General features: G+C 70.2%; 19 protein-coding genes. 4 read left to right on the top strand and 15 right to left on the bottom strand.

Annotation, left to right across the window (positions count from 1 at the left end; genetic code table 11):
- Nucleotides 1-54 precede the first annotated feature (54 nt).
- Together kynU and KV100_RS02615 are read right to left on the bottom strand one after the other, a co-directional pair.
- On the bottom strand, nt 55-1,272 hold the full coding sequence (kynU, locus tag KV100_RS02620) for a kynureninase (RefSeq protein ID WP_220341346.1): 1,218 nt from the start codon (nt 1,270-1,272) through the stop codon (nt 55-57).
- Nucleotides 1,269-3,977, bottom strand: coding sequence for an HAD-IC family P-type ATPase (locus KV100_RS02615; RefSeq protein WP_220341345.1), 2,709 nt, complete (start codon nt 3,975-3,977; stop codon nt 1,269-1,271). The genes kynU and KV100_RS02615 overlap by 4 nt, the downstream gene beginning before the upstream one ends.
- Nucleotides 3,978-4,042: 65 nt before the next feature.
- Between KV100_RS02615 and KV100_RS02610 the strand changes: the two genes are divergently transcribed.
- Nucleotides 4,043-4,453: a TIGR03667 family PPOX class F420-dependent oxidoreductase gene (locus tag KV100_RS02610; protein WP_220341344.1), complete on the top strand. Its 411-nt coding sequence runs from the start codon at nt 4,043-4,045 to the stop codon at nt 4,451-4,453.
- Nucleotides 4,454-4,488: 35 nt separating this feature from the next.
- On the opposite strand, the gene KV100_RS02605 is transcribed toward KV100_RS02610, so the two are convergent.
- From KV100_RS02605 to rpsO, 3 genes are all read right to left on the bottom strand, one after another.
- On the bottom strand, nt 4,489-5,811 hold the full coding sequence (locus KV100_RS02605; RefSeq protein ID WP_220341343.1) for a pitrilysin family protein: 1,323 nt from the start codon (nt 5,809-5,811) through the stop codon (nt 4,489-4,491).
- Nucleotides 5,808-8,051, bottom strand: coding sequence for a polyribonucleotide nucleotidyltransferase (locus KV100_RS02600; protein WP_220341342.1), 2,244 nt, complete (start codon nt 8,049-8,051; stop codon nt 5,808-5,810). Before KV100_RS02600 ends, KV100_RS02605 begins: the two co-directional genes overlap by 4 nt.
- Before the next feature lie 291 nt (nt 8,052-8,342).
- Nucleotides 8,343-8,606 (bottom strand): 30S ribosomal protein S15, encoded by a 264-nt coding sequence (gene rpsO / locus KV100_RS02595; RefSeq protein ID WP_220342470.1) that lies wholly within the window; start codon nt 8,604-8,606, stop codon nt 8,343-8,345.
- Between the two features lie 224 nt (nt 8,607-8,830).
- Here rpsO and KV100_RS02590 point away from each other — a divergent pair, with 224 nt between their 5' ends.
- Nucleotides 8,831-9,037 carry a hypothetical protein gene (locus KV100_RS02590; RefSeq protein WP_220341341.1) on the top strand — a complete coding sequence of 69 codons (207 nt, stop codon included), beginning with the start codon at nt 8,831-8,833 and terminating at the stop codon, nt 9,035-9,037.
- Nucleotides 9,038-9,046: 9 nt separating this feature from the next.
- Here the strand turns inward: KV100_RS02590 and KV100_RS02585 are convergent, their stop codons facing one another.
- From KV100_RS02585 to KV100_RS02565, 5 genes are read right to left on the bottom strand one after another with little or no spacing between them, the layout of a single operon-like run.
- The gene (locus tag KV100_RS02585) at nt 9,047-10,336 is read right to left on the bottom strand and encodes a glutaminase (RefSeq protein ID WP_220341340.1); all 1,290 of its coding nucleotides are present in this window, start codon (nt 10,334-10,336) and stop codon (nt 9,047-9,049) included.
- A 6-nt stretch (nt 10,337-10,342) separates the two neighbouring features.
- Nucleotides 10,343-11,182, bottom strand: coding sequence for an alpha/beta fold hydrolase (locus KV100_RS02580; RefSeq protein WP_220341339.1), 840 nt, complete (start codon nt 11,180-11,182; stop codon nt 10,343-10,345).
- The gene (locus KV100_RS02575; protein WP_220341338.1) at nt 11,077-12,054 is read right to left on the bottom strand and encodes a protein kinase; all 978 of its coding nucleotides are present in this window, start codon (nt 12,052-12,054) and stop codon (nt 11,077-11,079) included. The genes KV100_RS02580 and KV100_RS02575 overlap by 106 nt, the downstream gene beginning before the upstream one ends.
- Entirely contained in the window at nt 12,051-12,770 is a 720-nt protein-coding gene (locus KV100_RS02570) for an ABC transporter permease (RefSeq protein WP_220341337.1), read from the bottom strand. Before KV100_RS02570 ends, KV100_RS02575 begins: the two co-directional genes overlap by 4 nt.
- Complete coding sequence (locus tag KV100_RS02565) at nt 12,751-13,680, bottom strand: ABC transporter ATP-binding protein (protein WP_220341336.1); 930 nt, start codon at nt 13,678-13,680, stop codon at nt 12,751-12,753. Before KV100_RS02565 ends, KV100_RS02570 begins: the two co-directional genes overlap by 20 nt.
- Before the next feature lie 213 nt (nt 13,681-13,893).
- On the opposite strand from KV100_RS02565, the gene KV100_RS02560 reads away from it, so the two are divergent.
- Together KV100_RS02560 and KV100_RS02555 are read left to right on the top strand one after the other, a co-directional pair.
- Nucleotides 13,894-16,635 (top strand): AAA family ATPase, encoded by a 2,742-nt coding sequence (locus KV100_RS02560; RefSeq protein ID WP_308291391.1) that lies wholly within the window; start codon nt 13,894-13,896, stop codon nt 16,633-16,635.
- Between the two features lie 98 nt (nt 16,636-16,733).
- A complete protein-coding gene (locus KV100_RS02555; RefSeq protein ID WP_220341334.1) occupies nt 16,734-18,344 on the top strand; it encodes a multicopper oxidase family protein in 1,611 nt (536 codons plus the stop codon).
- A gap of 27 nt (nt 18,345-18,371) precedes the next feature.
- Here the strand turns inward: KV100_RS02555 and KV100_RS02550 are convergent, their stop codons facing one another.
- The 5 genes from KV100_RS02550 to rbfA all read right to left on the bottom strand — a co-directional run bounded on the left by KV100_RS02550 (nt 18,372) and on the right by rbfA (nt 22,709).
- Nucleotides 18,372-18,971: a GNAT family N-acetyltransferase gene (locus KV100_RS02550; RefSeq protein ID WP_220341333.1), complete on the bottom strand. Its 600-nt coding sequence runs from the start codon at nt 18,969-18,971 to the stop codon at nt 18,372-18,374.
- Between the two features lie 39 nt (nt 18,972-19,010).
- Nucleotides 19,011-19,967, bottom strand: a complete 957-nt coding sequence (locus KV100_RS02545; protein ID WP_308291321.1) for a bifunctional riboflavin kinase/FAD synthetase — start codon at nt 19,965-19,967, stop codon at nt 19,011-19,013.
- Between the two features lie 86 nt (nt 19,968-20,053).
- On the bottom strand, nt 20,054-21,289 hold the full coding sequence (locus tag KV100_RS02540; protein ID WP_220341332.1) for a phosphatidylserine/phosphatidylglycerophosphate/cardiolipin synthase family protein: 1,236 nt from the start codon (nt 21,287-21,289) through the stop codon (nt 20,054-20,056).
- A gap of 50 nt (nt 21,290-21,339) precedes the next feature.
- Entirely contained in the window at nt 21,340-22,230 is an 891-nt protein-coding gene (gene truB / locus KV100_RS02535) for a tRNA pseudouridine(55) synthase TruB (protein WP_220341331.1), read from the bottom strand.
- Complete coding sequence (gene rbfA, locus KV100_RS02530; RefSeq protein WP_220341330.1) at nt 22,227-22,709, bottom strand: 30S ribosome-binding factor RbfA; 483 nt, start codon at nt 22,707-22,709, stop codon at nt 22,227-22,229. Before rbfA ends, truB begins: the two co-directional genes overlap by 4 nt.
- Nucleotides 22,710-22,763 lie beyond the last annotated feature (54 nt).

Below are 22,763 nucleotides of genomic sequence, written 5' to 3'. Positions count from 1 at the left end.
CTCGTCGAACCGGTGACTCCAGACTACGCCACCGAGCGGGGTGGCTCCGACCGCTCAGAGGGCCTCGACGATCTCGCGGGTGATGTCCATCGCCGTCCAGAGCTCGGCGTAGGAGGTGGTGAGCGGCGAGAGACCGAGCCTGATCATGTCGGGGTTCCGGAAGTCCGGGATGACGGCGGCCGCGTACATCGAGGCAGCGACCTCACGAGCCTGGGGACCCTGCACCGTGACATGGGCCCCGCGCCGCGCCGGGTCACGTGGTGACGCGACGACGAAGCCGTGCGGGACGAGCCACGCGTCGGCGAGCTCGACGCACATCTGCGTGAGGGCGACCGCCTTCGTGCGGAGAGCGTCGATCCCCGCCTCGGCGACCAGCGAGACCGACGCGTCGACGGCGGCGATGCCAGGGACGTACGCGGTGCCGGACAGCATCGCCCGGATCGACCGGTCGGGATCGTACGTCGGTCCCATCGCGAAGCGGTCCGCGGTGCTCCACCACCCGGTGATCGGCTGCCGCACGGTCCCCAGGTGCCGCTGCGCGACGTAGAGGAAGGCAGGCGCGCCCGGTCCGGCATTGAGGTACTTGTACGTGCAACCGACGGCCAGGTCCACCCCCGCCTCGTCCAGCTCGATCGGGACGACGCCCGCGGAGTGACACAGGTCCCAGATCGCCAGCGCGCCGACCTCGTGGACCAGCGCCGTGGTCGCCGGCAGGTCGAGGAGCGCGCCCGAGCGGTAGTCGACGTGGCTCAGCACCACCAGCGCCGTACGGTCGGAGAGCACCGCTCGCAGCTCGTCCTCGGTGACACCCTCGACCACGTCGGGGGACAGCCATCGCACGGTCATCCCGCGCGAGGCCGCCACGGAGTCGACGAGATAGCGGTCGGTGGGGAAGTCCACGTCTGCGGCGACGATCTCGTCGCGGTCCGGCCTCAGGTCGCAGCCGGCGTGGAGCACCTTGAAGAGGTTGACCGACGTCGACTCGGCGATCACGGTCTGTCCGGGGGCGGCCCCGAGGCACGCCGCCGCCAGGCGGTCGCCGACCTGCTCAGGAAGCTCCAGCCACCCCTCCTCCCAGCTCCGGATCAGGCGCTCGCCCCACTGGCGGTGCAGGACGTCCTCCACGCGCTGGAGGGTCCGCCGCGGTGGTCGACCGAGCGAGTTGCCGTCGAGGTAGGCGACCGGGTCCTCGGCGAGGAGGAACTCCTCACGGAAGCGCGACAGCGGGTCGGCCGCGTCCAGCGCGACCGCGTCGTCGTAGGAGGGGATCATCCGCCGATCTCACCATGGACGCCTCGCCAGCGGTCCACCGCCTTGCCGACCTCCACGAGGAGGAACACCGCGATCGCCAGCGCCGCGGTGTAGCCCCACACGTCGAGACCGATCGGTGCCGACTCGAACCAGGTGTTCATGAACGGCAGATAGACGAAGCCGATCTGGGCGAGGACCATCGCCGCGGAGGAGATCCAGACCGCGGGGTTTCCGCGCAGCGCCCTCGTCGTCAGGCTCGAGGCGTCGAGGTAGCGGCTGTTGAACAGGTACGCGAGCTGGCCGAGAGCCAACATCGTGACGGCCGCCGTCCTGGCCTCGTCCAGCGACAGCCCGGCGTCGTAGGTGGTGGTGAACACGAGCAGCGCTGCTCCGCCGATGAGGACCGACACGACCGCGATCCGCCAGCCGTAGGCGAGGTCGACGACCGAGGCACCCGGGTCGCGCGGACGCCGGTCCATGATCCCGGGCTCCGCCTTCTCGTAGGCGAGGGCCAACGACAGGGTCACGGCGGTCACCATGTTGATCCACAGGACCTGCACCGGCTCGAGAGGCAGGGTCATGCCGAAGACGACGGCCACCAGCATCACGAGGGCCTGCGCCCCGTTGGTCGGCAGGAGGAACAGCACCGACTTGCGGACGTTGTCGTAGATCCGCCGGCCCTCCTCGACCGCCTTCTCGATGGTCGCGAAGTTGTCGTCGGCCAGGACGACGTCGGCCGCCTCCTTCGTCGCCTCCGTCCCCTTGATCCCCATCGCCACCCCGACGTCGGCCTGGGTGAGCGCAGGGGCGTCGTTGACACCGTCACCGGTCATGGCGACGACCTCGCGGTGGTGCTGGAGGGCGGAGACGATCCGGATCTTGTGCTCCGGGCTCGTCCGCGCATAGATGTCGACCTCCAGCACGGCCTCCCGCAGCTGCGTGGTGCTCATCGCCTCGAGCTCGGCGCCGGTCAGGACACCGACCCCCTCACCCTCCACGATGCCCATCTCGCGCCCGATGGCGAGCGCCGTACCCGCGTGGTCACCGGTGATCATCTTGACCCGGATCCCGGCACGGTGGCACTTCTCGATCGCGGCGACGGCCTCCGGGCGTGGCGGGTCGACGATCCCGACCAGGCCGACCATCTCCAAGCCCTGGCTGACGTCCTCGTCGCTCAGGGCCTCCTCGCCGGGCCGAGGCGCGCCGACCGCCGCAGCCAGGACCCGCAGACCTTGGCTGCCCAGGTCCTCGATCCGCTCCGACCACCACTCGCGGTCCAGGGGCTCGGTCGACCCGTCAGCGCCACGCTGGGAGCCACAGCGGTCCAGGATGCGGTCGGGTGCACCCTTGACCGACACCTGCAGACTGCCGTCAGCCGCTCGGTCGAGCGTCGCCATGTACTTGGTCTGGGAGTCGAAGGGCACCACGTCGAGGCGCCTGCCGCCCGGGTCGTCGAAGGACGCCTTGAGAGCCAGCGTCCGCAGCGCACCGTCCGTCGGGACCCCGACGAGCGTCCAGTCGTCCCCGTCGCGGCGAACGACGGCGTCGTTGCAGCGCGCCATCACGGTCACCAGCTCGGCGAGGTCGGGGCGTTCCTCGCACCGCACGGGCGCGCCGCCGTCACGGATCTCGCCGTCCGGGGCGTACCCGATGCCGGTGACCTCGTACGCCGCCGCGCGCGTCACCACGGTGCGGGCCGTCATCTCGTTCTTGGTGAGCGTGCCGGTCTTGTCGGAGCAGATCGTCGTCACCGAGCCGAGCGCCTCGACGGCCGGAAGCTTGCGGGTGATCGCCCGCTCCCGCGCCATCTGCTGGACGCCGAGGGCGAGGATGATGGTGACCAGCGCGGGGAGACCCTCCGGGACGGCCGCGACCGCGAACCCGATCGTCGCCGACACGAGCTCGGGGATGTCGAAGTCGTGCACGAGGCGGCCGACGAGCACCATCACGACCGCCATCACGGCGATCAGGAGCGCCAACGCCTTGCCGAACGCGTCGAGCTGGCGACTCAGCGGGGTCTCGAGCGGCTCGACCTCGTCGACGAGGGTCTGGATCCTGCCGACCTCGGTGCTCTGACCGGTCGCCGTCACGACCCCGAGCCCGCTCCCCTGCGTCACGAGCGTCCCGGAGAAGACCATGTCGGCGCGGTCCCCCACCCCTGCATCCGCGGCCACGACGTCGACGTCCTTGCTGGAGGGCACGGACTCGCCGGTGAGCGCGGACTCCTCGACCTGGAGGTTCGAGGCCGCCAGGAGCCGCAGGTCGGCGGGGACCTTGTCGCCGCCCCGGAGGCGTACGACGTCGCCGGGGGCGAGCGCTTCGGCGTCCACACGACGCCAGCCACCGTCACGGCGTACGTCGGCCTGCACGCTCAGCATCGTGCGGATGCCGGCCAATGCCTTCTCGGCCCGGCCTTCCTGGATCAGGCCGATCGCGGCGTTGATGACCGCGACCGCCAGGATCACCGTGAAGTCGACCCAGTCCTCCAGGACGGCCTTCGCTGCCGCGGACGCCAGGAGGATGTAGATCAACGTGTCCTCGAACTGAGCGACCACCCGCTTCCACCACGGGGTCGGCTCGGGCGGCGGCAGACGGTTGGGACCCACGTCGGCGAGCCGGCGTTCGGCCTCGGCGTCGGTCAGCCCGTCACGCGACGTCCCCAGGCGCTCCAGGACCTCGTCGACGGGAGTGGCCCAGACCGGCGGTTGATCGGTGACCTCGTCCATGGGTCCATCGAACCGTGGCTGGTCTTGCGCCGCACCCGCGGGTCCCCTTCGCGTTACGGTGAACCATGAGCGTCGCTCCCACGATCCCCGCCGCGGTCGCCGAACGCCTGGCCGAGGACCTCGTCGTCTGGCTGACGACCGTGAACGCGGCCGGGGAGCCGACACCCACACCCGTCTGGTTCGTCTGGCACGACGGCGCGCTGTGGATCCGGAGCCGGCCCGAGGGCGCCAAGATCGCGCACCTCGCCGCCAATCCGCACGTCGCGCTCAACCTCAACAGCGACCGCGCAGGCAACGACGTCGTCGTCCTCAACGGGACGGCGACCATCGAGGAGACCATGCCGGACGAGACGTGGGCCGCCTACACCGGCAAGTACGGCAACCAGATCTCCGGGCTCGGCTCCACGGCGGAGTCCTTCGCGGAGTCCTACTCGACCACGCTGCGCGTCGCGGTCGGGCGGGTACGCAGCTGGTAGCAGGGCACGCCTGACGCTGCGGTGGCCACGCCAGGTCAGTCCAGGTCGTCCAGCGACTCGAACGGGCCGACCACCGCGAGGGCGGGTTTGCCGGCGAACATCCGGGCCACCTCGCGCGCGTCGTCGAGCGTCACGGCGTCGATGCTGGCGAGCAGGTCGTCGATGCCGGCCAGCTCGCCGTGGAGGAGGTCGGCCTTGGCGATGCGGCTCATCCGCGAGGCGGGGTCCTCGAGCCCGAGCACCACGCTCCCCTTGAGCTGTCCCTTGCCGCGCCCGAGCTCCTCGGCGGTCGGTCCGCGCTCGGCGAACGTGCCGAGCTCGTCGCGGACGACCTTGAGCACGTCGCCGAGCTTGCCCGGCGCGCACCCCGCGTAGACGCCGAGCATGCCGGCGTCGGCATAGCTGGCGCCGAACGAGTAGACCGAGTACGCGAGGCCGCGCTTCTCGCGGATCTCTTGGAACAGGCGGGAGGACATGCCCCCTCCGAGCACCGCGTTGACCACGCCGAGAGCGTGCCGGCGGTCGTCTCCGCGCTGCACGCCGGGCAGCGCCGCGACGACGTTGGCCTGCTCGGTCGGCCGGGCCACGAGGCCGCGAGCGCGCCGGAACCGCGTACGGCCGCCGCCCCTGCGGACGGCGGCGGGACCGGCGTCACCGGCGATGGCGAGCACCCGGCCGAACGCCTGCGCGACCTGCTCGACGACCCGCTCGTGGTCGACGTTGCCGGCGACGGAGACCACCATCGCCGACGGCACGTAGCGGCGGCGGTAGTAACGCAGGATCTGCGGGCGTGTCAGCTCGCGGATCGTGCCGGGGTCACCGGCGACCGGGCGACCGAGCGGCGTGGGTCCCCAGGCGAGCGACGTCGCCAGGTTGTGGACGACGTCGTCCGGGTCGTCCTCGTTCATGGCGATCTCTTCGAGGATGACGTCGCGCTCAGCCTCGACGTCCTCGGTGGTGATGAGCGAGTCGGTCACCATGTCGGCGAGCACGTCGACGGCCAGCGGCAGATCGTCGTCGAGGACGCGTGCGTGGTAGCACGTGTACTCCTTGCCGGTGAAGGCGTTCATCTCTCCACCGACCGCGTCGAGGGCGGCGGAGATGTCCAGGGCCGAGCGCGTGCTCGTCCCCTTGAAGAGCAGGTGCTCCAGGAAGTGCGACGCACCGGACAGGGTCGGGGCCTCGTCGCGAGACCCGACCCCGACCCAGATGCCGATGGTGGCCGTCCGCACGCCCGGCATGGCCTCGGTCACCACACGCAGCCCACCCTTGAGGACCGTCCGGCGGACGAGTCCGCCTTCGGTCAGGAGGGTGCGTGTGGTGCCCGGGCTCTGGTCCGGGTCGAGCAGGACGGTCACGAAGCGCTGTCGGCCTTCGCGGCGGTGTCCGCGCCCTCGGCGGGAGCCTCGTCCGCGGACGAGCCCTCCACGACGGGGATCAGCGACAGCTTGCCGCGGTCGTCGATCTCGGCGATGGAGACCATGACCTTCTGGCCGACCTTGACGACGTCGTCGACGTTCTCGACACGCTTGCCGTCGTTGAGGTCACGCAGCTTGCTGATGTGCAGCAGGCCGTCCTTGCCCGGCATCAGCGAGACGAACGCGCCGAAGTTGGTCGTCTTGACGACCGTGCCGAGGTAGCGCTCGCCGATCTCGGGCATCGTCGGGTTGGCGATGGCGTTGATCGCCGCACGGGCGGCCTCTGCTGCCTCGCCCGACTCTGCGCCGACGTAGACGGTGCCGTCGTCCTCGAGCGTGATCTGCGCACCCGTGTCGTCCTGGATCTGGTTGATGACCTTGCCCTTGGGGCCGATCACCTCACCGATCTTGTCGACCGGGATGTGGATCGTGATGATCCGCGGCGCGTAGAGCGACATCTCGTCCGGAGTCGAGATGGCCTCGTTCATGACGTCGAGGATCGTGAACCGCGCGTCGCGAGCCTGGGTCAGCGCACCTGCGAGCACCGACGCCGGGATCCCGTCGAGCTTGGTGTCGAGCTGCAGGGCGGTGACGAACTCGCGCGTGCCGGCGACCTTGAAGTCCATGTCGCCGTAGGCATCCTCGGCGCCGAGGATGTCGGTCAGCGTGACGAACTCCGTCTTGCCGTCGACCTCGCCCGAGATCAGACCCATCGCGATGCCCGCGACCGGGGCGCGCAGCGGCACACCGGCGTTGAGCAGCGCCATCGTCGAGGCGCAGACCGAGCCCATCGAGGTGGAGCCGTTGGAGCTGAGCGCCTCGGAGACCTGACGGATCGCGTAGGGGAACTCCTCGCGAGCCGGCAGCACCGGCATGAGCGCACGGCCGGCGAGGGCGCCGTGACCGACCTCGCGCCGCTTCGGCGAACCGACACGACCGGTCTCACCGGTCGAGTACGGCGGGAAGTTGTAGTTGTGCAGGTAGCGACGGGCGCGCTCGGGCGAGAGCGTGTCGAGCTTCTGCTCCATCGTCAGCATGTTGAGCGTCGTGACGCCGAGGATCTGCGTCTCGCCGCGCTCGAACAGCGCCGAGCCGTGGACGCGCGGGATCGTGCCGACCTCGGCGTGCAGCGTACGGATGTCGGCGAGTCCGCGACCGTCGATGCGGATCTTGTCGGTGAGCACGCGCTGGCGGACGAGCTTCTTGGTGACCGCACGGACAGCCGCGCCGAGCTCCTTCTCGCGACCCTCGAACTGCTCGCCGAGCTTGTCGAGGACGTCGGCCTTGATGGCGTCGAGACGCTCCTCGCGCTCCGCCTTGCCGGCGATGGTGAGCGCCTGACGCAGGTCCTCGGAGGCAGCCGCCTCGACCGCGTCGTAGGCGTCGTCCTGGTAGTCGAGGAAGACCGGGAACTCCTGCACCGGCTTGGCTGCCGACGCGGCGAGCGCGGCCTGCGCCTCGCACAGCGTGCGGATGAACGGCTTGGAAGCCTCGAGGCCCTCGGCCACGATCTCCTCGGTCGGCGCGGTGGCGCCGCCGCGGACGAGCTCCCACGTGACCTCGGTCGACTCGGCCTCGACCATCATGATCGCGACGTCGTCACCGGCGATGCGGCCCGCGACGACCATGTCGAACACGGCGTTCTCGAGCTCGGAGTGCTTCGGGAACGCGACCCACTGGCCGTCGATGAGCGCGACCCGCACGCCACCGATGGGGCCGGAGAACGGCAGGCCCGAGATCTGCGTCGAAGCCGACGCGGCGTTGATCGCGAGGACGTCGTAGGCGACGTCGGGGTTGAGTGCCATCACGGTGATGACGACCTGCACCTCGTTGCGCAGACCCTTCTTGAAGGTCGGGCGCAGCGGGCGGTCGATGAGGCGGCAGGTGAGGATCGCGTCCTCGCTCGGCCGTCCCTCACGCCGGAAGAACGAGCCGGGGATGCGACCAGCGGCGTACATGCGCTCCTCGACGTCGACCGTGAGCGGGAAGAAGTCGAAGTGGTCCTTCGGGTGCTTCCCAGCGGTCGTCGTCGACAGCAGCATCGTGTCGTCGTCGAGGAAGGCGGTGACAGCACCGCCGGCCTGGCGAGCCAGCACACCGGTCTCGAAGCGGATCTCCCGCTTGCCGAAGCGGCCGTTGTCGATGACAGCAGTGGTGGAGTGGATCTCGGGTCCCGTCATGGGTACCCCTTTCTCACGCGCATCCTGCGCGTGCGTCTCGCGGAGCAGTCACGCGAGCGGGCGTGCGCACCGTCTGGGTGCGCCATCGGCCCCGGGGGCGCCGGTCTTCGATCGAGGTCCGCGAAGTGCGGCGTACGAGGTGTCGTACAGCGCCATCCGCGGGCCACTACCGAGGACCGAGCGTCGCCCCGTGTGCTGCTCCGTCTGCTTGCGGTCGTGCGATGTGGAGTTGTGGTCAGGAACGATGAGACGAGCGGCCCGTCCTTGGCGGAGGGGCCGCTCGTCTCATGATCAACGGCGCAGGCCGAGGCGCTCGATGAGGCTTCGGTAGCGGGCGATGTCGTTCTTCTGGAGGTAGTTCAGGAGGCGGCGACGCTGGCCGACCATCAGCAGCAGGCCGCGCCGGCTGTGGTGGTCGTGCTTGTGCGTCTTGAGGTGCTCCGTCAGGTGCGCGATGCGCGCCGTCAGGAGAGCGACCTGGACCTCCGGAGAACCGGTGTCGCCCTCGGTCGTCGCGAACTCCGCGATGATGTCCTTGCGGTCGACGTCCTTGATCTCGGCAGGGGTGTACGTCTTGGTCGCGCTCACGCGGTCTCCTTTGGTCGTTGCACGGCGCGCCGGGGCATGTTCACCCGGGCACTCTGGATCCGTGGCCGATCTGACGGCAACGTCCAGCGTATCAGCGGCCGCGACCCATCCCCAATCCGGACGCCTGCCGGCAGTTGTGCTGTCGGCGGGGCTGACGCACCATCGGAGGTATCCGACGACGGAGGTGGCGCATGTCTGACTTCGAGAGCGAGTCCTACGATACCGAAGCCCCGCTCGACGACGACGGGCCGGAGGAGCGTCTGACACCGGACCCGGAGCTGGATCCCACGCCCCGGGTGGACGTCGACGAGGTCGACCCCGACGCGGATGCCGCCGAGGCCGACCAGGTGGAGCAGGCCTGGGAGGTCGCTCTCGACGACGACTTCGACCGGGGCTGACCGGTCGCGTCAGCGATCGTCGCCGACCCCGGCGACCTCGTCGAGGTCGGCGACGACGACGACCTGGCCGCCGTCTCCAGGGTCTGGGTCGGGAAGGATCGAGTCCGGGTCGACGAGGTATACATGACGACCCTCGAGCGTGAGCCGCCGCGCAACCTCCAGCAGCATGCGCCGGGCCACGTCGTCGATCGACGAGACCATGGTGAGGTCCAGTGCGACCCTCGACTCGGCACGTACGGTTTCGACGGCTTCTCGTACGACCCTCTCGCCCCCGGCGAAGCGGATCCCGCCCTGAAGCTGGAGAACCCGGACCGCATCCTGCCCGGCACCGACGACGTGGTTGGACCGTACGACCGCGCGAGCAGCGGGCGGAACCTCCATCAGATGCAGGCCCATGTCGGACGAGAACCGTTCGAACAGCGACACCCCGCGCACGCTGTTCCCGTGCGGGTCCAACCGGGGTGAGAACGTCGCGATGCCGATCTGACCGGGAAGGGCACCGATGAGCCCGCCCGCCACCCCGCTCTTCGCCGGGATGCCGACCTGGGTGGCCCAGTCACCGGCGGCGTCGTACATCCCGCAGGTGGACATGACGCTCAGGACCTGACGGACCACCGGCGAGGGCACGACCCGCTCCCCCGAGCAGGGGTTGACTCCGCCGTTGGCCAACGTCGCGGCCATCACGGCGAGATCGCGGGCAGAGACCAGCAGGGAGCACTGGCGGGTGTAGCCCTCGACGACGGTGTGCGGATCATCGGTGAGGATGTCGTGGCTGCGGAGCATGTGCCCGATGGCCAGGTTGCGGTGCGCGTGCTCCATCTCCGACGCCCATACCGACTCGTCGGTCTCCAGCCGGCGGCCGGCGAACGCCGAGAGTCCGCCGACCACGCGCGCCATACGCCCCGCCGGGTCGATTCCTTCGGCTCCGGTCAGCGAGTGAGCGGTGATCGCGCCGGCATTGATCATGGGGTTGAGCGGACGCCCGGAGTCGGGTTCGAGGGAGATCTCGTTGAATGCCTCCCCGGATGGCTCGACGCCGACCTTGTCCAGGACCGCGTCGAACCCTCGATCGGCGAGGGCCAGCGCGTAGACGAACGGCTTGGAGATCGATTGGATGGTGAACGGTGCGTCGACATCACCGGCGCCGTAGACCTCGCCGTCGACGGTGGCGAAGACCGCGGCGAGACACCGAGGGTCCGCCGTGGCGAGCTCGGGGATGTACCCGGCCGGCGCGCCGGACGTGTTCGAGACGACGTGAGAGAGCGCCTCAGCGAGGTAGTCGGGGATCGGTGACCGCACGAGCGCTCAGCCGAGGAAGGTACGAAGGGCGGCGTTGACCTCGTCGGCATGTGTCCACAACAGACCGTGCGGCGCACCTTCCACCTCGACGTACTCGGCGTCCGGAACAAGGTCTCGGAATCGCCGACCCGTGGCATCGATCGGCAGGATGTTGTCGGCGGTGCCGTGGAGGATCAACGTCGGCAGAGCAGCGTCGCGGACCGCGGCGACGTCACCTCGGAAGTCCTCGATCCAGCTGGGGACCACCGCGTACGCCGCGACGGGGGCACTGCCGACCGCGATGTTCCAGCTCGCCCGGACGACTTCCTCGCTGATCCGCGACCCAAGGTTCTCGTCGAGGTTGTAGAAGTCTCCGTAGAACTGGGTGAACCAGGCGTACCGGTCGGCCTTCGCCGCGTCCATGATGCGGTCGAACACCGCCTGCGGGACGCCTTCGGGGTTGTCGTCGCGTTGCACGAGAAACGGTTCGAGGGAGGCGAGGAACGCAAGCCTCGCGACGCGGTCGGTCCCGTACGTCGCCACGTAGCGGGCGAGCTCACCGGTGCCCATCGAGAACCCGACCAGGATGACCTCGTGCAGGTCGAGCGTCTCGAGCACGGCGTTCAGGTCGGCAGCGAAGGTGTCGTAGTCGTAGCCGGTGGCGACCTTGGAGGACCGGCCGAACCCACGACGGTCGTAGGTGATGACGCGGTAGCCGAGGTCGAGCAGCTCGCGGGTCTGCTTCTCCCAGCTGTCGCCGTTCAGCGGATAGCCGTGGATGAGGACGACAGGCTGTCCCGTGCCCTGATCCTGGTAGTGCAGCTCGATCGGGGTGCTGTTCTCGTTGCCGACGGTGATGAAGCCCATGATGCGTTCCCTTCCTTGTGGCCGATGAGGCCCTTCGCTGCTGACTGGAGCGCATCCGCGAACGCCCGGGCGCTCTGGAAACGGTCCTCTCGCGCTTTGGCGAGTGCTTTGACGAGTACGGCGCCGAGCGCCGGCGAGTGGTCGTAGGCGGTGATTCGCGGTGGTTCTTCGTGGACGTGCTGGTAGGCGACAGAGACCGGGTCGTCCGCGACGAAGGGCGGCCGCCCGGTCAGCATCTCGTAGAACAGGCAACCCGCCGAGTACAGATCGCTGCGGACGTCCGCGACCTCGCCGCGGGCCTGCTCCGGCGAGAGGTAGACGGGAGTCCCCATGAACGCCCGGTCGTGGGTGATCGTCGCGGTCGGATCACCACTGTCGCGCGCGATCCCGAAGTCGACGACCTTGACGGCGCCGGACGGCGTGATCATCACGTTGGCCGGCTTGATGTCGCGGTGGACGACGCCCGCCCGATGGCTGGACTCCAGTGCCGAGAGCACCCCGAGCTGATACCGGGTCGCCCGCTCGAGCGAGACGCCACCGCGCTTGAGCAGATCCCGCAGCGACCAGCCGGGGACGTACTCCATGACGAGGAACGGGACGCGTACGTTGCCCTCCCCGCCACCGACGACCTCCTCGCATCCGGTGTCGAGGAGAGCGACGATCGCGGGGTGGCAGAGCCCTGCCACCAGGCGCGCTTCACGCCGGAGCCTGGAGAGCACCAGGGGATCGTGTGCGAGATGCGTACGGAACACCTTTACGGCGACCTGGCCGCCCGAGCGGAGATCGTGTCCTCGGTGGACGTCGGCCGTCCCGCCGCGTCCGACGACCTCGCCCAGCACGTAGCGGGCACCGAGCACCCGAGGTGTGCTCATCGGCGCGGCTCCCATCGGAAGTACCGCGATGCCAGCGCGAAGGCAGCGACGACCCAGCCCAGCGTGGGCGCCAGGAGCGGCAGCGACTCGACAACCGGGACACCGCCGTCCCAGGCGTTGACGACCAGCTGGGTGGCCGAGCCCCCGGGGAGCAGACGCTTGAGCACGGCAAGGTCCTCGAGGCCGGTGATCCCCACCCAGCTCGCGACGGCGATCACGACCAGGCTCACCGGCAGGGTCGTCACCTGGGCGTGCTCCGGAGAGTTCGTGAGTCCGGTCGTGGCCAGCGCCAGGCCGACCATCATGGCGGCGATGGCGAGGATCGCCACGACGAGGATCGGGATGTCGACCGGCGCGGTGGCCACCACCCCGAGGACGACCAGGATCGCGACCGTCTGCCCGAGCGCGATGACGGTGATCGGCAGCACGAGCCCTGTCAGGATCTCGGCGTCGCTCGCTGCGGTGGAACGCAGCCGTTTGAGGAACAGGTTCTGTCGCCGCGAAGCCAGGGTGGTCACCGCGGTGGTGTAGAGGCCGAAGGCCATCACCGTGAAGAGCACGATCGCCGCGATGTAACCGAGGCTGGCCCCGTCGGCGAATGCCTCGTGCCGGTAGACGAAGAGCCCACCGACGGCCAACGGGATGATCAGGCCCGTGACCATGACCAGCCGGTTCCGGAAGATCTGGATCAGCTCACTACGCGCGATCGCCAACATGCTGCGGCCTTTCGAGAGTCGGTGTCGTGGTTTCGCTGCTGACGGCACGGAAGACGTCGTCGAGGCGGGTGGCACCAGCCTGCAGCTCCTGCAGCTCCACCCCGGCGTCGTGCGCCCAGTCCAGCAACCGATAGAGGTCCTCCTGGAGCCCGAACGTCTCGACGCGCACCGTCCCGTCGGCGTGGGCGAGGGAGAGCGGCGGCTCGGGTGCGCCCGCAGGAAGGATGAAGCTGATGACCGACGGGAGACTCCGGGTCAGCTCGACGAGCGTTCCCTCCTTGCGCAACGTCCCCTGGTGCATGACGCCGATGCGGTCCGCCCGCTGCTGCGCCTCCTCCAGGTAGTGGGTGGTGAGCACGATCGTGGAGCCCTCTTCGCGCAGGCGGTCCACCGCGGCCCACAGTGCATCACGGGACTGGATGTCCAGTCCGGTCGTCGGCTCGTCGAGGATGACGAGCTCGGGCCCGCCGTAGACGGTGGTAGCGAAGTCGAGGCGTCGCTTCTCCCCACCGGAGAGCTGCGCGACCTGGGTGCCCGCCTTGTGGGTGAGGCCGGAGATGGCGAGGACGCGCTCGACGTCGTCGTGCCTCCCGCTCAGCGTGCCGAGGAGACCCACCGACTCCCGCACCGTGAGATCCGGGGAGAAGCCGCTCTCCTGCAGCATGATCCCCATCCGAGGCCGTACTGCACGACGGTTCGTGGGGGGTTCGCCGAAGATCCGTACGCTGCCGGCGGTGGCCTGGCGGTGGCCTTCGACGACTTCGAGGGTGGACGTCTTGCCGGCTCCGTTGGTGCCGAGGAGGGCGTAGAGCTCACCGTGTTGGACATGGAACGAGAGATCCCGCACGGCGGTGAAGTCGCCGTACGTGATGCTCAGTTTGTCGACCTCGATGACGGGGCTGATGGACATGGCGGATCTTTCATTTCGGGGTTCTTGCCGGGTCATCAGACTCGCAGCGGCCGGTGGCACTTCGCGTCAGTGAAAGCCCCTGATGTCCTCGCGCGTGCGGCGACCCGCTCGCCCTTTCCGCGTCCACGGAGGACGACCCGGTCTGGTGCGCCCCGTTCGCATCGGTAAGGATTACCTAGACCTCCACCTAGGTGACGACGCTGGGAGTGCACACTGACGACGCTTCTGGGCCGGCGCGAGGAGTGCGAAACGGTCACACAGCTGCTCGACCAAGCCCTGTCCGGTCGCAGCGGCGTACTCGTACTGCGTGGCGAAGCAGGCATCGGCAAGACGGCGCTCGTCCAGCATGCCCGCGACCGCGCGGTCCCCTTGGGGTTCCGCGTGGAGTGCTGTGTGGGGGCGGAGTCCGAGACCCAGTTCGCCTTCGCTGGTCTGCACCAGCTGTGCGGGCCGCTGCTGGACGGCGTGGATGCGCTGCCCGAGCCGCAGCAGACGGCACTCTGCGTGGCGTTCGGACAGCAGGCCGGTGCCGCACCGGACCTGTTCTTGGTCGGGCTCGCCGTCCTCAACCTTCTGGCCGAAGCCGCCGAGAAGGCGCCGCTGCTGTGCCTGATCGACGATGCACAGTGGCTCGACCAGGCATCCGCGCAGGTCCTTGCCTTCGCTGCGCGCCGGGTCGACGCTGACAGGGTGGCGGTGCTCTTCGCGGTGCGCGACACCGACGTGGACAGCGATCATCGGTTCGCCGGACTGCCCGAGCTGCGCCTGGCAGGGCTGTCCGAGATGGAAGCCCGGTCGTTGTTGGCCGCCGCGGTCCACACGCCGCTGGACGATGCGGTGTCCGAGCGGATCTTCGCGGAGGCGCGCGGCAACCCGCTCGCCCTGCTGGAGCTCCCCCACGGCATCCACGCCGCGCATCTGGCCGGCGGGTTCGCGGTGCCCGATGCGCGGGGCGTTCCACGCCGTGTCGAAGACAGCTTCCAGCGGCGCTCCGCAGGGTTGCCGGTCGCCACCCAGCGGTTGCTGTTGGTCGCATCGGCCGATCCGACCGGTGACGTCGAGCTCCTCTGGCGCGCCGCGGCGCGGCTCGGGCTCGATCGCGAGGCGGCCGCACCGGCCGAGACCGCAGGTTTGCTGGAGATCGACGGTCAGGTGCGCTTTCGTCATCCCCTGGTGCGATCAGCGGTCTACCGGTCCGCCACTCCGCCTGACCACCGCCGCGTCCACGGAGCGTTGGCGGCCGCCACCGACCCGTTGTCCGACCCCGACCGGCGCGCCTGGCACCAGGCTCAGGCGGTCCTGGGCACCGACGAGCAGGCGGCTGCGGAGCTGGAGCGCTCGGCCGACCGAGCACGCGACCGCGGAGGCGTGGCTGCTGCCGCCGCCTTCTTTCAGCGCGCAGCCGAGCTGACGCCGGAGCCTGCCGCTCGCGCGCGGCGGGCGCTGGAGGGCGCCCACGCGCAGCACGAGGCTGGTGCGACCGAAGCTGCTCTGGCACTGCTGGCGGTCGCGGCGGCGGGGCCGCTGGGCGACCTGTCCCGCGCCCGCCTCGACCTGCTGCGTGCTCAGATCGCGTTCCACCTGACGCGAGACCACGGCGTGCCGGGGATGCTGCTGAACGCGGCTGAGATGCTCGCCCCGCTCGACCCCGCGCTCTCTCGCGAGACCTACCTGCACGCGCTCGATGCGGCGGTCCTCACAGGGAGCGGCGACGCCGTGCAGATCGCTGCAGCGGCTTCGGCCGCTCCCCGCTCCGAGGTACCGCCGCGACCGGTGGATCTGCTTCTCGACAGCCTCGCGACGACGTTGACGAAGGGGTACGCAGAAGGGGCGCCCCTGCTGCGGGGCGCCCTCGAGTCGTTTCGCGACAGCCCGCACACCGATCCTGATCAGAACCGTCAGAACGCCGGCTGGTTGTGGCTGGCCGGCCGCAACGCGGTGGCCATCCTCGACGACGAGCTGCTTCACGCACTGGCCAGCCGCAACGTCGCACTGGCGCGAGAAGCCGGTGCGTTGGCAGCGCTGCCCGCCGCGCTGAATCTCATGTCCATCGCCTCCGTCCTGATGGGCGAGCTCACCCGAGCGGGCGAGCTCGCCGCCGAGGCGACGGCCATCACTCAGGCCACCGGCGGCCTCCAGCTCCGGCACGCCCCGGTCATTCTGGGTGGTTGGCGAGGCGACGAGGCCGAGACCATCGCGCTCAGTGCCGTCACCGCCGAGGACGCCGCCTACCCCGAAGGAAGTACGGACGCCTCCCAGGCGCAGTACGCGCTGGCAGTACTTCACAACGGTCTCGGCAACTACTCGGCTGCGCGGGAGGCTGCGTCACGGGCGTGCGAGTCACCTGAGCTCGCACTCAGCAGCGCCAGTCTCCCTGAGCTCATCGAAGCATCCGTCCGTGCCGGTCATCCCGAGCACGCCGCCTCTGCGCTGGAGCAGCTTCAGTGCCGGGCGCGTGCCAGCGGCACGAGCTGGGCGCTCGGGATGGCAGCGCGCTCCCAGGCCCTCACGAGCACCGGATCGACCGCCGAGGACGAGTACCGCGAGGCGATCGAACAGCTCCGGCGCAGCCGCATGGGCGGCTACCTCGCTCGTACCCATCTCGTCTACGGCGAGTGGTTGCGGCGGGAGGGCCGCCGCCAGGAGGCGCGGGAGCAACTACGGATCGCCCATCAGCAGCTCACGGACATGGGGATCGAGGCGTTCGCGGAGCGTGCCGCCCGCGAGCTGCTTGCCACCGGTGAGCATCCGCGCAAGCGCACCGTCCAGACGGCCGACTCCCTCACCGACCAGGAGCTGCACATCGCGCGCCTCGTAGCCACGGGGGCGACCTCCCGCGAAGTCGCCGTGCAGCTCTTCCTGAGCCCGCGCACGATCGAAGCCCACCTGCGCAGCATCTTCCGCAAGCTGGACATCACCTCGCGCCGGCAGCTCAGAGAGTTCCCGCTGCCCTGAGCTGGGCGTCGCGGACGGCGTCAGGGACCACCCGGAGCGGCCCCTGACATTCGCCAAAAGGCTTGGGACCGGGGCGCGGGAGGGCCGAACCTGTCGGTATGGACGCAACGCAGGACTCGCTCTCGAGCACCACGCCGCGCCGGCGCCGTCCGGTGCGCCGGACGTTGCTGCTCGTCGTCGGCTCCCTCCTGCTGCTCGTGGTGCTCGCCGTCGGTGGCCTCGGCACGTGGATCGCCGTGAGCTTCGCGAACGCCCGCGTCGACACGGTGGGCGAGGTCGACTTCGACCGTGTCCTCGCGGTCCCCCGGTTGGCCGAGTCGCGGGTCGAGCCGGACGGCACGCGCGTGTTCAGCCTGCGGATGCAGGAGGGCGAGTCCGACCTCGGTGGAGAGCGCCCGACACCGACCTGGGGCTTCGCCGGCGCCTACCTCGGCCCGACGCTGCGCGCCACGCGGGGCGAGAAGGTGCGCGTGGAGGTCACGAACGGCCTCAGCGAGCCGAGCACCGTCCACTGGCACGGGATGCACCTTCCCCCGGAGATGGACGGCGGCCCGCACCAGATGGTCGAGCCCGGCACGACCTGGTCACCGCACTGGGTGATCGACCAGCCGGCGACGACGCTGTGGTACCACCCCCACCCCCACGGGGCGACGGCGTCGCACGTACGACGCGGGCTCGCGGGGATGTTCCTCCTGGACGACCCGGCCGACAGCGCGGGCGGGCGTGTCGGCGCGGCCCTTCCCCACCGCTACGGGGTCGACGACGTCCCGCTCGTCGTGCAGGACGTGCGCCTCGACGACGACGGCCGCATCGACGACCAGGAATCGCTGTTCAGCTCGGTGGGAGCGTTGGGTGACCGGGTCCTCGTCAACGGGACGCCAGGGCCGTACGACGAGGTGACAGCGCAGCGGACCCGCTACCGCCTGCTCAACGCGTCGACCGCGAGGACCTACACCTTCGCGTTCTCCGACCGCCGTGAGTTCGCGCTCGTCGGCACCGACGGCGGTCTCGTCGAGAGGCCCGTCTCCCTCGACCAGATCGTCCTGACGCCGGGTGAGCGCGCCGAGATCGTCGTCACGATGGAGCCGGGCGACCGAACCGTGCTGCGCAGCGAGCCCCTCCCCGACCGGTTCGGCGGCGGGAGCCGCTTCACCGGCGACGACGACCGCCTCGACGTCCTCGAGCTCCGCGCGGCGGACCGGCTCGACCCGTCGCCCCCGCTCCCCCGCCGGCTGGCGCCACCTCCCGACGTCGATCCCTCGGACGCCGTACGCACGCGGACGTTCCAGGTGAGCAGCAACGCCATCAACGGTCGACGCATGGACATGGGCCGGATCGACGCGCAGGTCGAGGACGGGAGCACCGAGATCTGGGACGTCTCGTCCGGCGACGGCGGGCTCCACAACTTCCACGTCCACGACGTGCAGTTCCGCGTGGTCAGCGTGGGTGGGAGGACGCCCCCCGTCGACGAGCGTGGGTGGAAGGACACCGTCCCGGTGCGACCCGGGGATCCCGTCCGTCTCGCGGTCCGGTTCGACCTGCCGCCCGGCGCGAGCGGCGCGCCCGGAGGCGCCCCCTACATGTTCCACTGCCACCTCCTGCGCCACGAGGACTCCGGAGCGATGGGGCAGTTCGTCGTGGTCCCGCCCGGTCAGGGGTCGGACACGGCGACGGCGCCTCAGACGCCGACCACCGCGCACACGCACTGAGGTCCGCCGCCAGTCACACCGTACGGATCAACGCGGCGAGTCGTGGGCCGGGCCAGGCCCGAGATCGGCGAAGCGGGTGTGCACGTGCATGTCGTGCCACCCGTCCGCGTGCAGGGCTGCCGAGTGCCTCGTTCCTTCCAGACTGAACCGCGCTCTGTGCGCGACCCGGCAGGACGAGACGTTGCTGACCGCGTGCTCGATCTCCAGGCGGTGGAACCCGAGGTCGAGGAGCCACGCCGCGACGCGGTCGACCGCCAGGGTGGCCACCCCTCGGCCCCGGGCAGCGGCGACGGTCCAGTAGCCCAGCTCGGCGCACCCGTCGCTCAGATCAACGCCCCTGATGCCGACCCGCCCGAGGAGAGTGTCGGCGGTGTCGACGACCGCCCACTGCCCACCGACGTCGGTGGCCCAGTGGCGTGCCGCTGCACCGATCCACCTCGTCGCCTCCGTCGTGCTCAGGGAGCGCACGTGCCAGCGCTGGATCTCCGCGTCCTCGTACGCGGCGGCCAACGCGTCTGCATCGGTCGGGCGCCACGGCCGGATCGTGAGCTCCGTGAGCGTGAAGATCGGTTGTGGCCGGTCGCTCAGCGTCCCGCGGGGCAGCGACGGCTCGACGAGGTCGGGCACACGTTCAACCTACAACCGGGTCTGGACCCGCGGGTCCGGTCAGTGCGGCTGCAGCGCGTCGCGGACCTCGGCGACGTCGCGGTGCATCCGCTGGACCAACGCGTCCATCCCGTCGAACCGCACCTGGCCGCGGATCCGAGCCACGAACGACACCTCGACCTCGACGCCGTACAGCTCCAGGTCGTCCCGGTCCAGGACGTAGGACTCGACGCGGCGCTGCACCCCGTCGAACGTGGGGTTGGAGCCCACGCTGATCGCGGCGGGCAGCGGCTCACCCTCGTCGTCGCAGCGGCGGAGCCACCCCGCGTAGACGCCGTCGGCGGGCACCGCGTAGCCGACCGGCGGGAGGACGTTCGCGGTCGGGAACCCCATCGCCCGGCCCCGCTTGTCGCCCTCGACGACCACGCCGCGGATGCTGTGCGGCCGCTCGAGGACGCGCGCGGCGTCGGAGACGTCCCCGTCCGCGATCAGCCCGCGCACGTAGGTGGAGGAGTAGACGATGTCACGAGCGCCGTCGAGGTCGACACCCTCGGCGACGAAACCGTGCTCGTGGCCGCTGGCGACGAGCGTGGAGACGTCACCCGCGGCCTTGGTGCCGTACGTGAAGTTGTCGCCCACGACGACGCCCTCGGCCCGGAGCTCGGACACCAGGATGCGCTCGACGAACTCCTCGGGACTCCACGCCGCCATCTCGGGCCCGAAGGCCAGCACCCGCACCTCGTCCGCTCCCGCAGCGCGCAGCAGCTCGAGCCGCTGCGGCACGGTGGTGAGCATCCGGGGCGCTCGATCCGGGGCGAAGACGGCGGTGGGGTGAGGATCGAAGGTCACGGCCACGACCGGGGCCCGCGACGACCCGATCTCCGCCGCCAGGGTGCGGGCTCGCGCCAGCACACGCCGGTGACCCGCGTGGACGCCGTCGAACACGCCGATGGTGGCCACACTGGGTGTGCTGCGGGACTCCGTCGCCGCACCGTCGATCGCTCGCCACACGTTCACAGGGCAACTGTGCCACGGACCACGGTCGAGGCTCCCGCCTGTCCCCCCGGCCGAGCCGCCTTCCGTCCGGATTCGGGGTGAGACGGCTAGAGCAGCGGGCGGAGCGGCACGAGGACGGCTTCGCTGAAGCGCGCCATCGCGCGCCGGCGAGACCACTCGTCGACGGTGAGCTCGCGCGTGGCGGAGGTGTCGTTCTCGAAGATGCGCTCCATCATCGCCGCGATCGCCTCGTCGATGATCTCCGCGTTGACCTCGTAGTTGCCGGTCAGGCTGAGCCGGTCGATGTTGGCGGTGCCGATCGTCGACCAGCGACCGTCCACGGTGGCGGTCTTGGCGTGCACCATCGCACCCTGGAACAGGAGGATCTTGACTCCACCACGCAGCAGCTGGGAGTAGAACCCGCGCGACAGCCAGTCGCACAGCACGTGGTTGGAGATCTCCGGCACGATCACGCGGACGTCGACGCCGCGTGCGGCTGCTCGCAGGAGAGCGGCGAGGACGTCGCGGTCGGGGATGAAGTAGGCCTGGGTGATCCAGACCCGGACGCTCGAACGGTCGATGGCGTCGAGGTACATGTTGCGGATCGGGAACGACAGGTGGAGCGGGGCGTTGCGGTGGGCGCGGAACCGCGGCTCCCAGTCGATGTCACCGGTGTCCAGCAGCTCTGGCTGCTCGGTCCTGCGGTGGGCGTTCCAGAAGTCGACGAACGCGTTGTTGAGCTCCCAGGTGTGGGGCCCCTCGACCCGCAGGTGGGTGTCGCGCCACTTGCTCGCGTAGTCGGCGCCGATGTTGTAGCCCCCGACGAACCCGACGTTGCGGTCCACGACCAGGATCTTGCGGTGGTCACGCCCGGTCTTGCGGATCCGCAGCAGGAAGATCCACGGGCTGAACCATGGGTGCCGCATCACCTGCACCGACGGTGGGAACTTCTTGAACGACCGCTTGACCACCAGGTTCGCGAAGACGTCGTAGATGACATGGACCTTGACGCCGCGCTCCGCGGCGGCGACCAGCTCGCGCTTGAACTCCTCGCCGAGGGAGTCGCCCTTCCAGATGTAGGACTCGAGGTGGATCTCGTGCTGCGCGCCCCTGATCTCCGCAAGCATCGCGTCGAAGAGGTCGTGGCCGTAGGTGTAGACGGTGACGGTGGAGTCGCCGAGCTTCTCCGATATCGGAGGAAGGCGCGGGAACGTCACCTCCGCGGTGTCGTCGACCCGGCGCTTGCGGTGGGTGTCGATCGCCGTCAGGACGGCTGCCACCACGACGATCAGGACGAACCAGATCGCCACCACCCAGAGTGCGACCCGCAGGACCGTCACCATGCACCACAGACTAGGGGCTCACCGCCGTGAACGACGTCTCACTGCTCGTATCAGCCCACGAACACCGCGACCGAACGAGCGTCGGCCCCCCGCTGCTCGTACAACGCCAGGAAAGCACCACCAGGGTCGAACACCGCGACGGGCCCCCGCGCGCCGAGATCGTACGACGTCAGAGCCCGGCCGTGCCGGACGATCCGCGCCTGCTCGGCGTCGAGGTCGACCGACGGGAACGCCAACCGGGCGGCGTCCTCGAGCGAGACCACCACGAGCTCCTCCGCGAGCTGGTCGAGCGTGCGCGCGACGTCGATGCCGAAGCCGCCGACGCGGGTACGGCGCAGCGCCGTGAGATGTCCGCCGACACCGAGCGACGCCCCCAGGTCGCGAGCAAGCGCTCGGACATAGGTGCCGCTCGAGCACGTGACGCGGGCATCGACGTCGATCGTGCTCCCCTCCCCCGGGCGCAGGTCGAGCAGGTCGAACCGCTCGACGGTCACCCGGCGGGCCGGCAGGTCCACCTCCTCACCGGCGCGGACCCTCGCGTAGGCCCGGCGGCCGTCGACCTTGATCGCCGACACAGCCGACGGGACCTGGTCGATCTCCCCGACCAGCGGGAGTGCGGCCGTACGGACCGCCTCGAGGTCGAGCCCCGAGGCGTCGGCCGTCGCGACGACCTCACCCTCGGCGTCGTCGGTCACCGTCGTCGCGCCGAGCCGAACGGTCGCCTCGTACTCCTTGTCGTGGCCCGAGACGTGCCCGAGCAGACGCGTGGCCCGACCGACCCCGAGGACCAGCACGCCGGTCGCCATCGGGTCGAGCGTGCCGGCGTGGCCGACCTTGCGCGTCCCCGCCAGCCGCCGGACCCGTGCCACCACGTCGTGCGACGTCAGGCCCGCGGGCTTGTCGACGACCACCAGGCCGGTCGGCGGCTCGGCGGGGCTCACGCCTCGGGGTCGCGGTCGATCCGGGGAGCCTGATCCTCGAGGGCGACCTGCTCCTCGAGCTCCTCGGCCTTCGCCTTGTACGGGTCGGCGTCACCGGCGTACTCCGCGCGAGCAGCCTTCTCGGCGACCCTGGCGTCGCGCTCGCGGGCCCGGGTCAGCAGGTCCTCGATCTGACGTGCGTTCTCCGGGACGGCGTCGCGCACGAACTCCAGCGACGGCGTGTGCCGCATGCCGAGCTGCTTGCCCACCTCGGACCGGATGAGGCCCTTGGCACTCTCCAGAGCGGCGGCCGTGCCCTCCAGCTCATCGGCGTCACCCATCACCGTGTAGAACACGGTCGCATGCTGGGTGTCGCCGGTGACGCGGACGTCGGTGACCGTCACGAAGCCGATCCGCGGATCCTTGACCCGGCGCTCCAGCATCTCCGCCACGATGACCTTCACCCGGTCGGCGACCTTGTTGACGCGCATGCTTCCCATCACGAACTCCTTTTCGAAACGAGAGGCGGGGCGCCGCTGTCCGCAGCACCCCGC

The sequence above is a fragment of the Mumia sp. zg.B21 genome (genome assembly GCF_019550855.1).
Classification (GTDB): Bacteria; Actinomycetota; Actinomycetes; order Propionibacteriales; family Nocardioidaceae; genus Mumia.
This window is presented reverse-complemented; position numbering and strand designations above follow the sequence as displayed.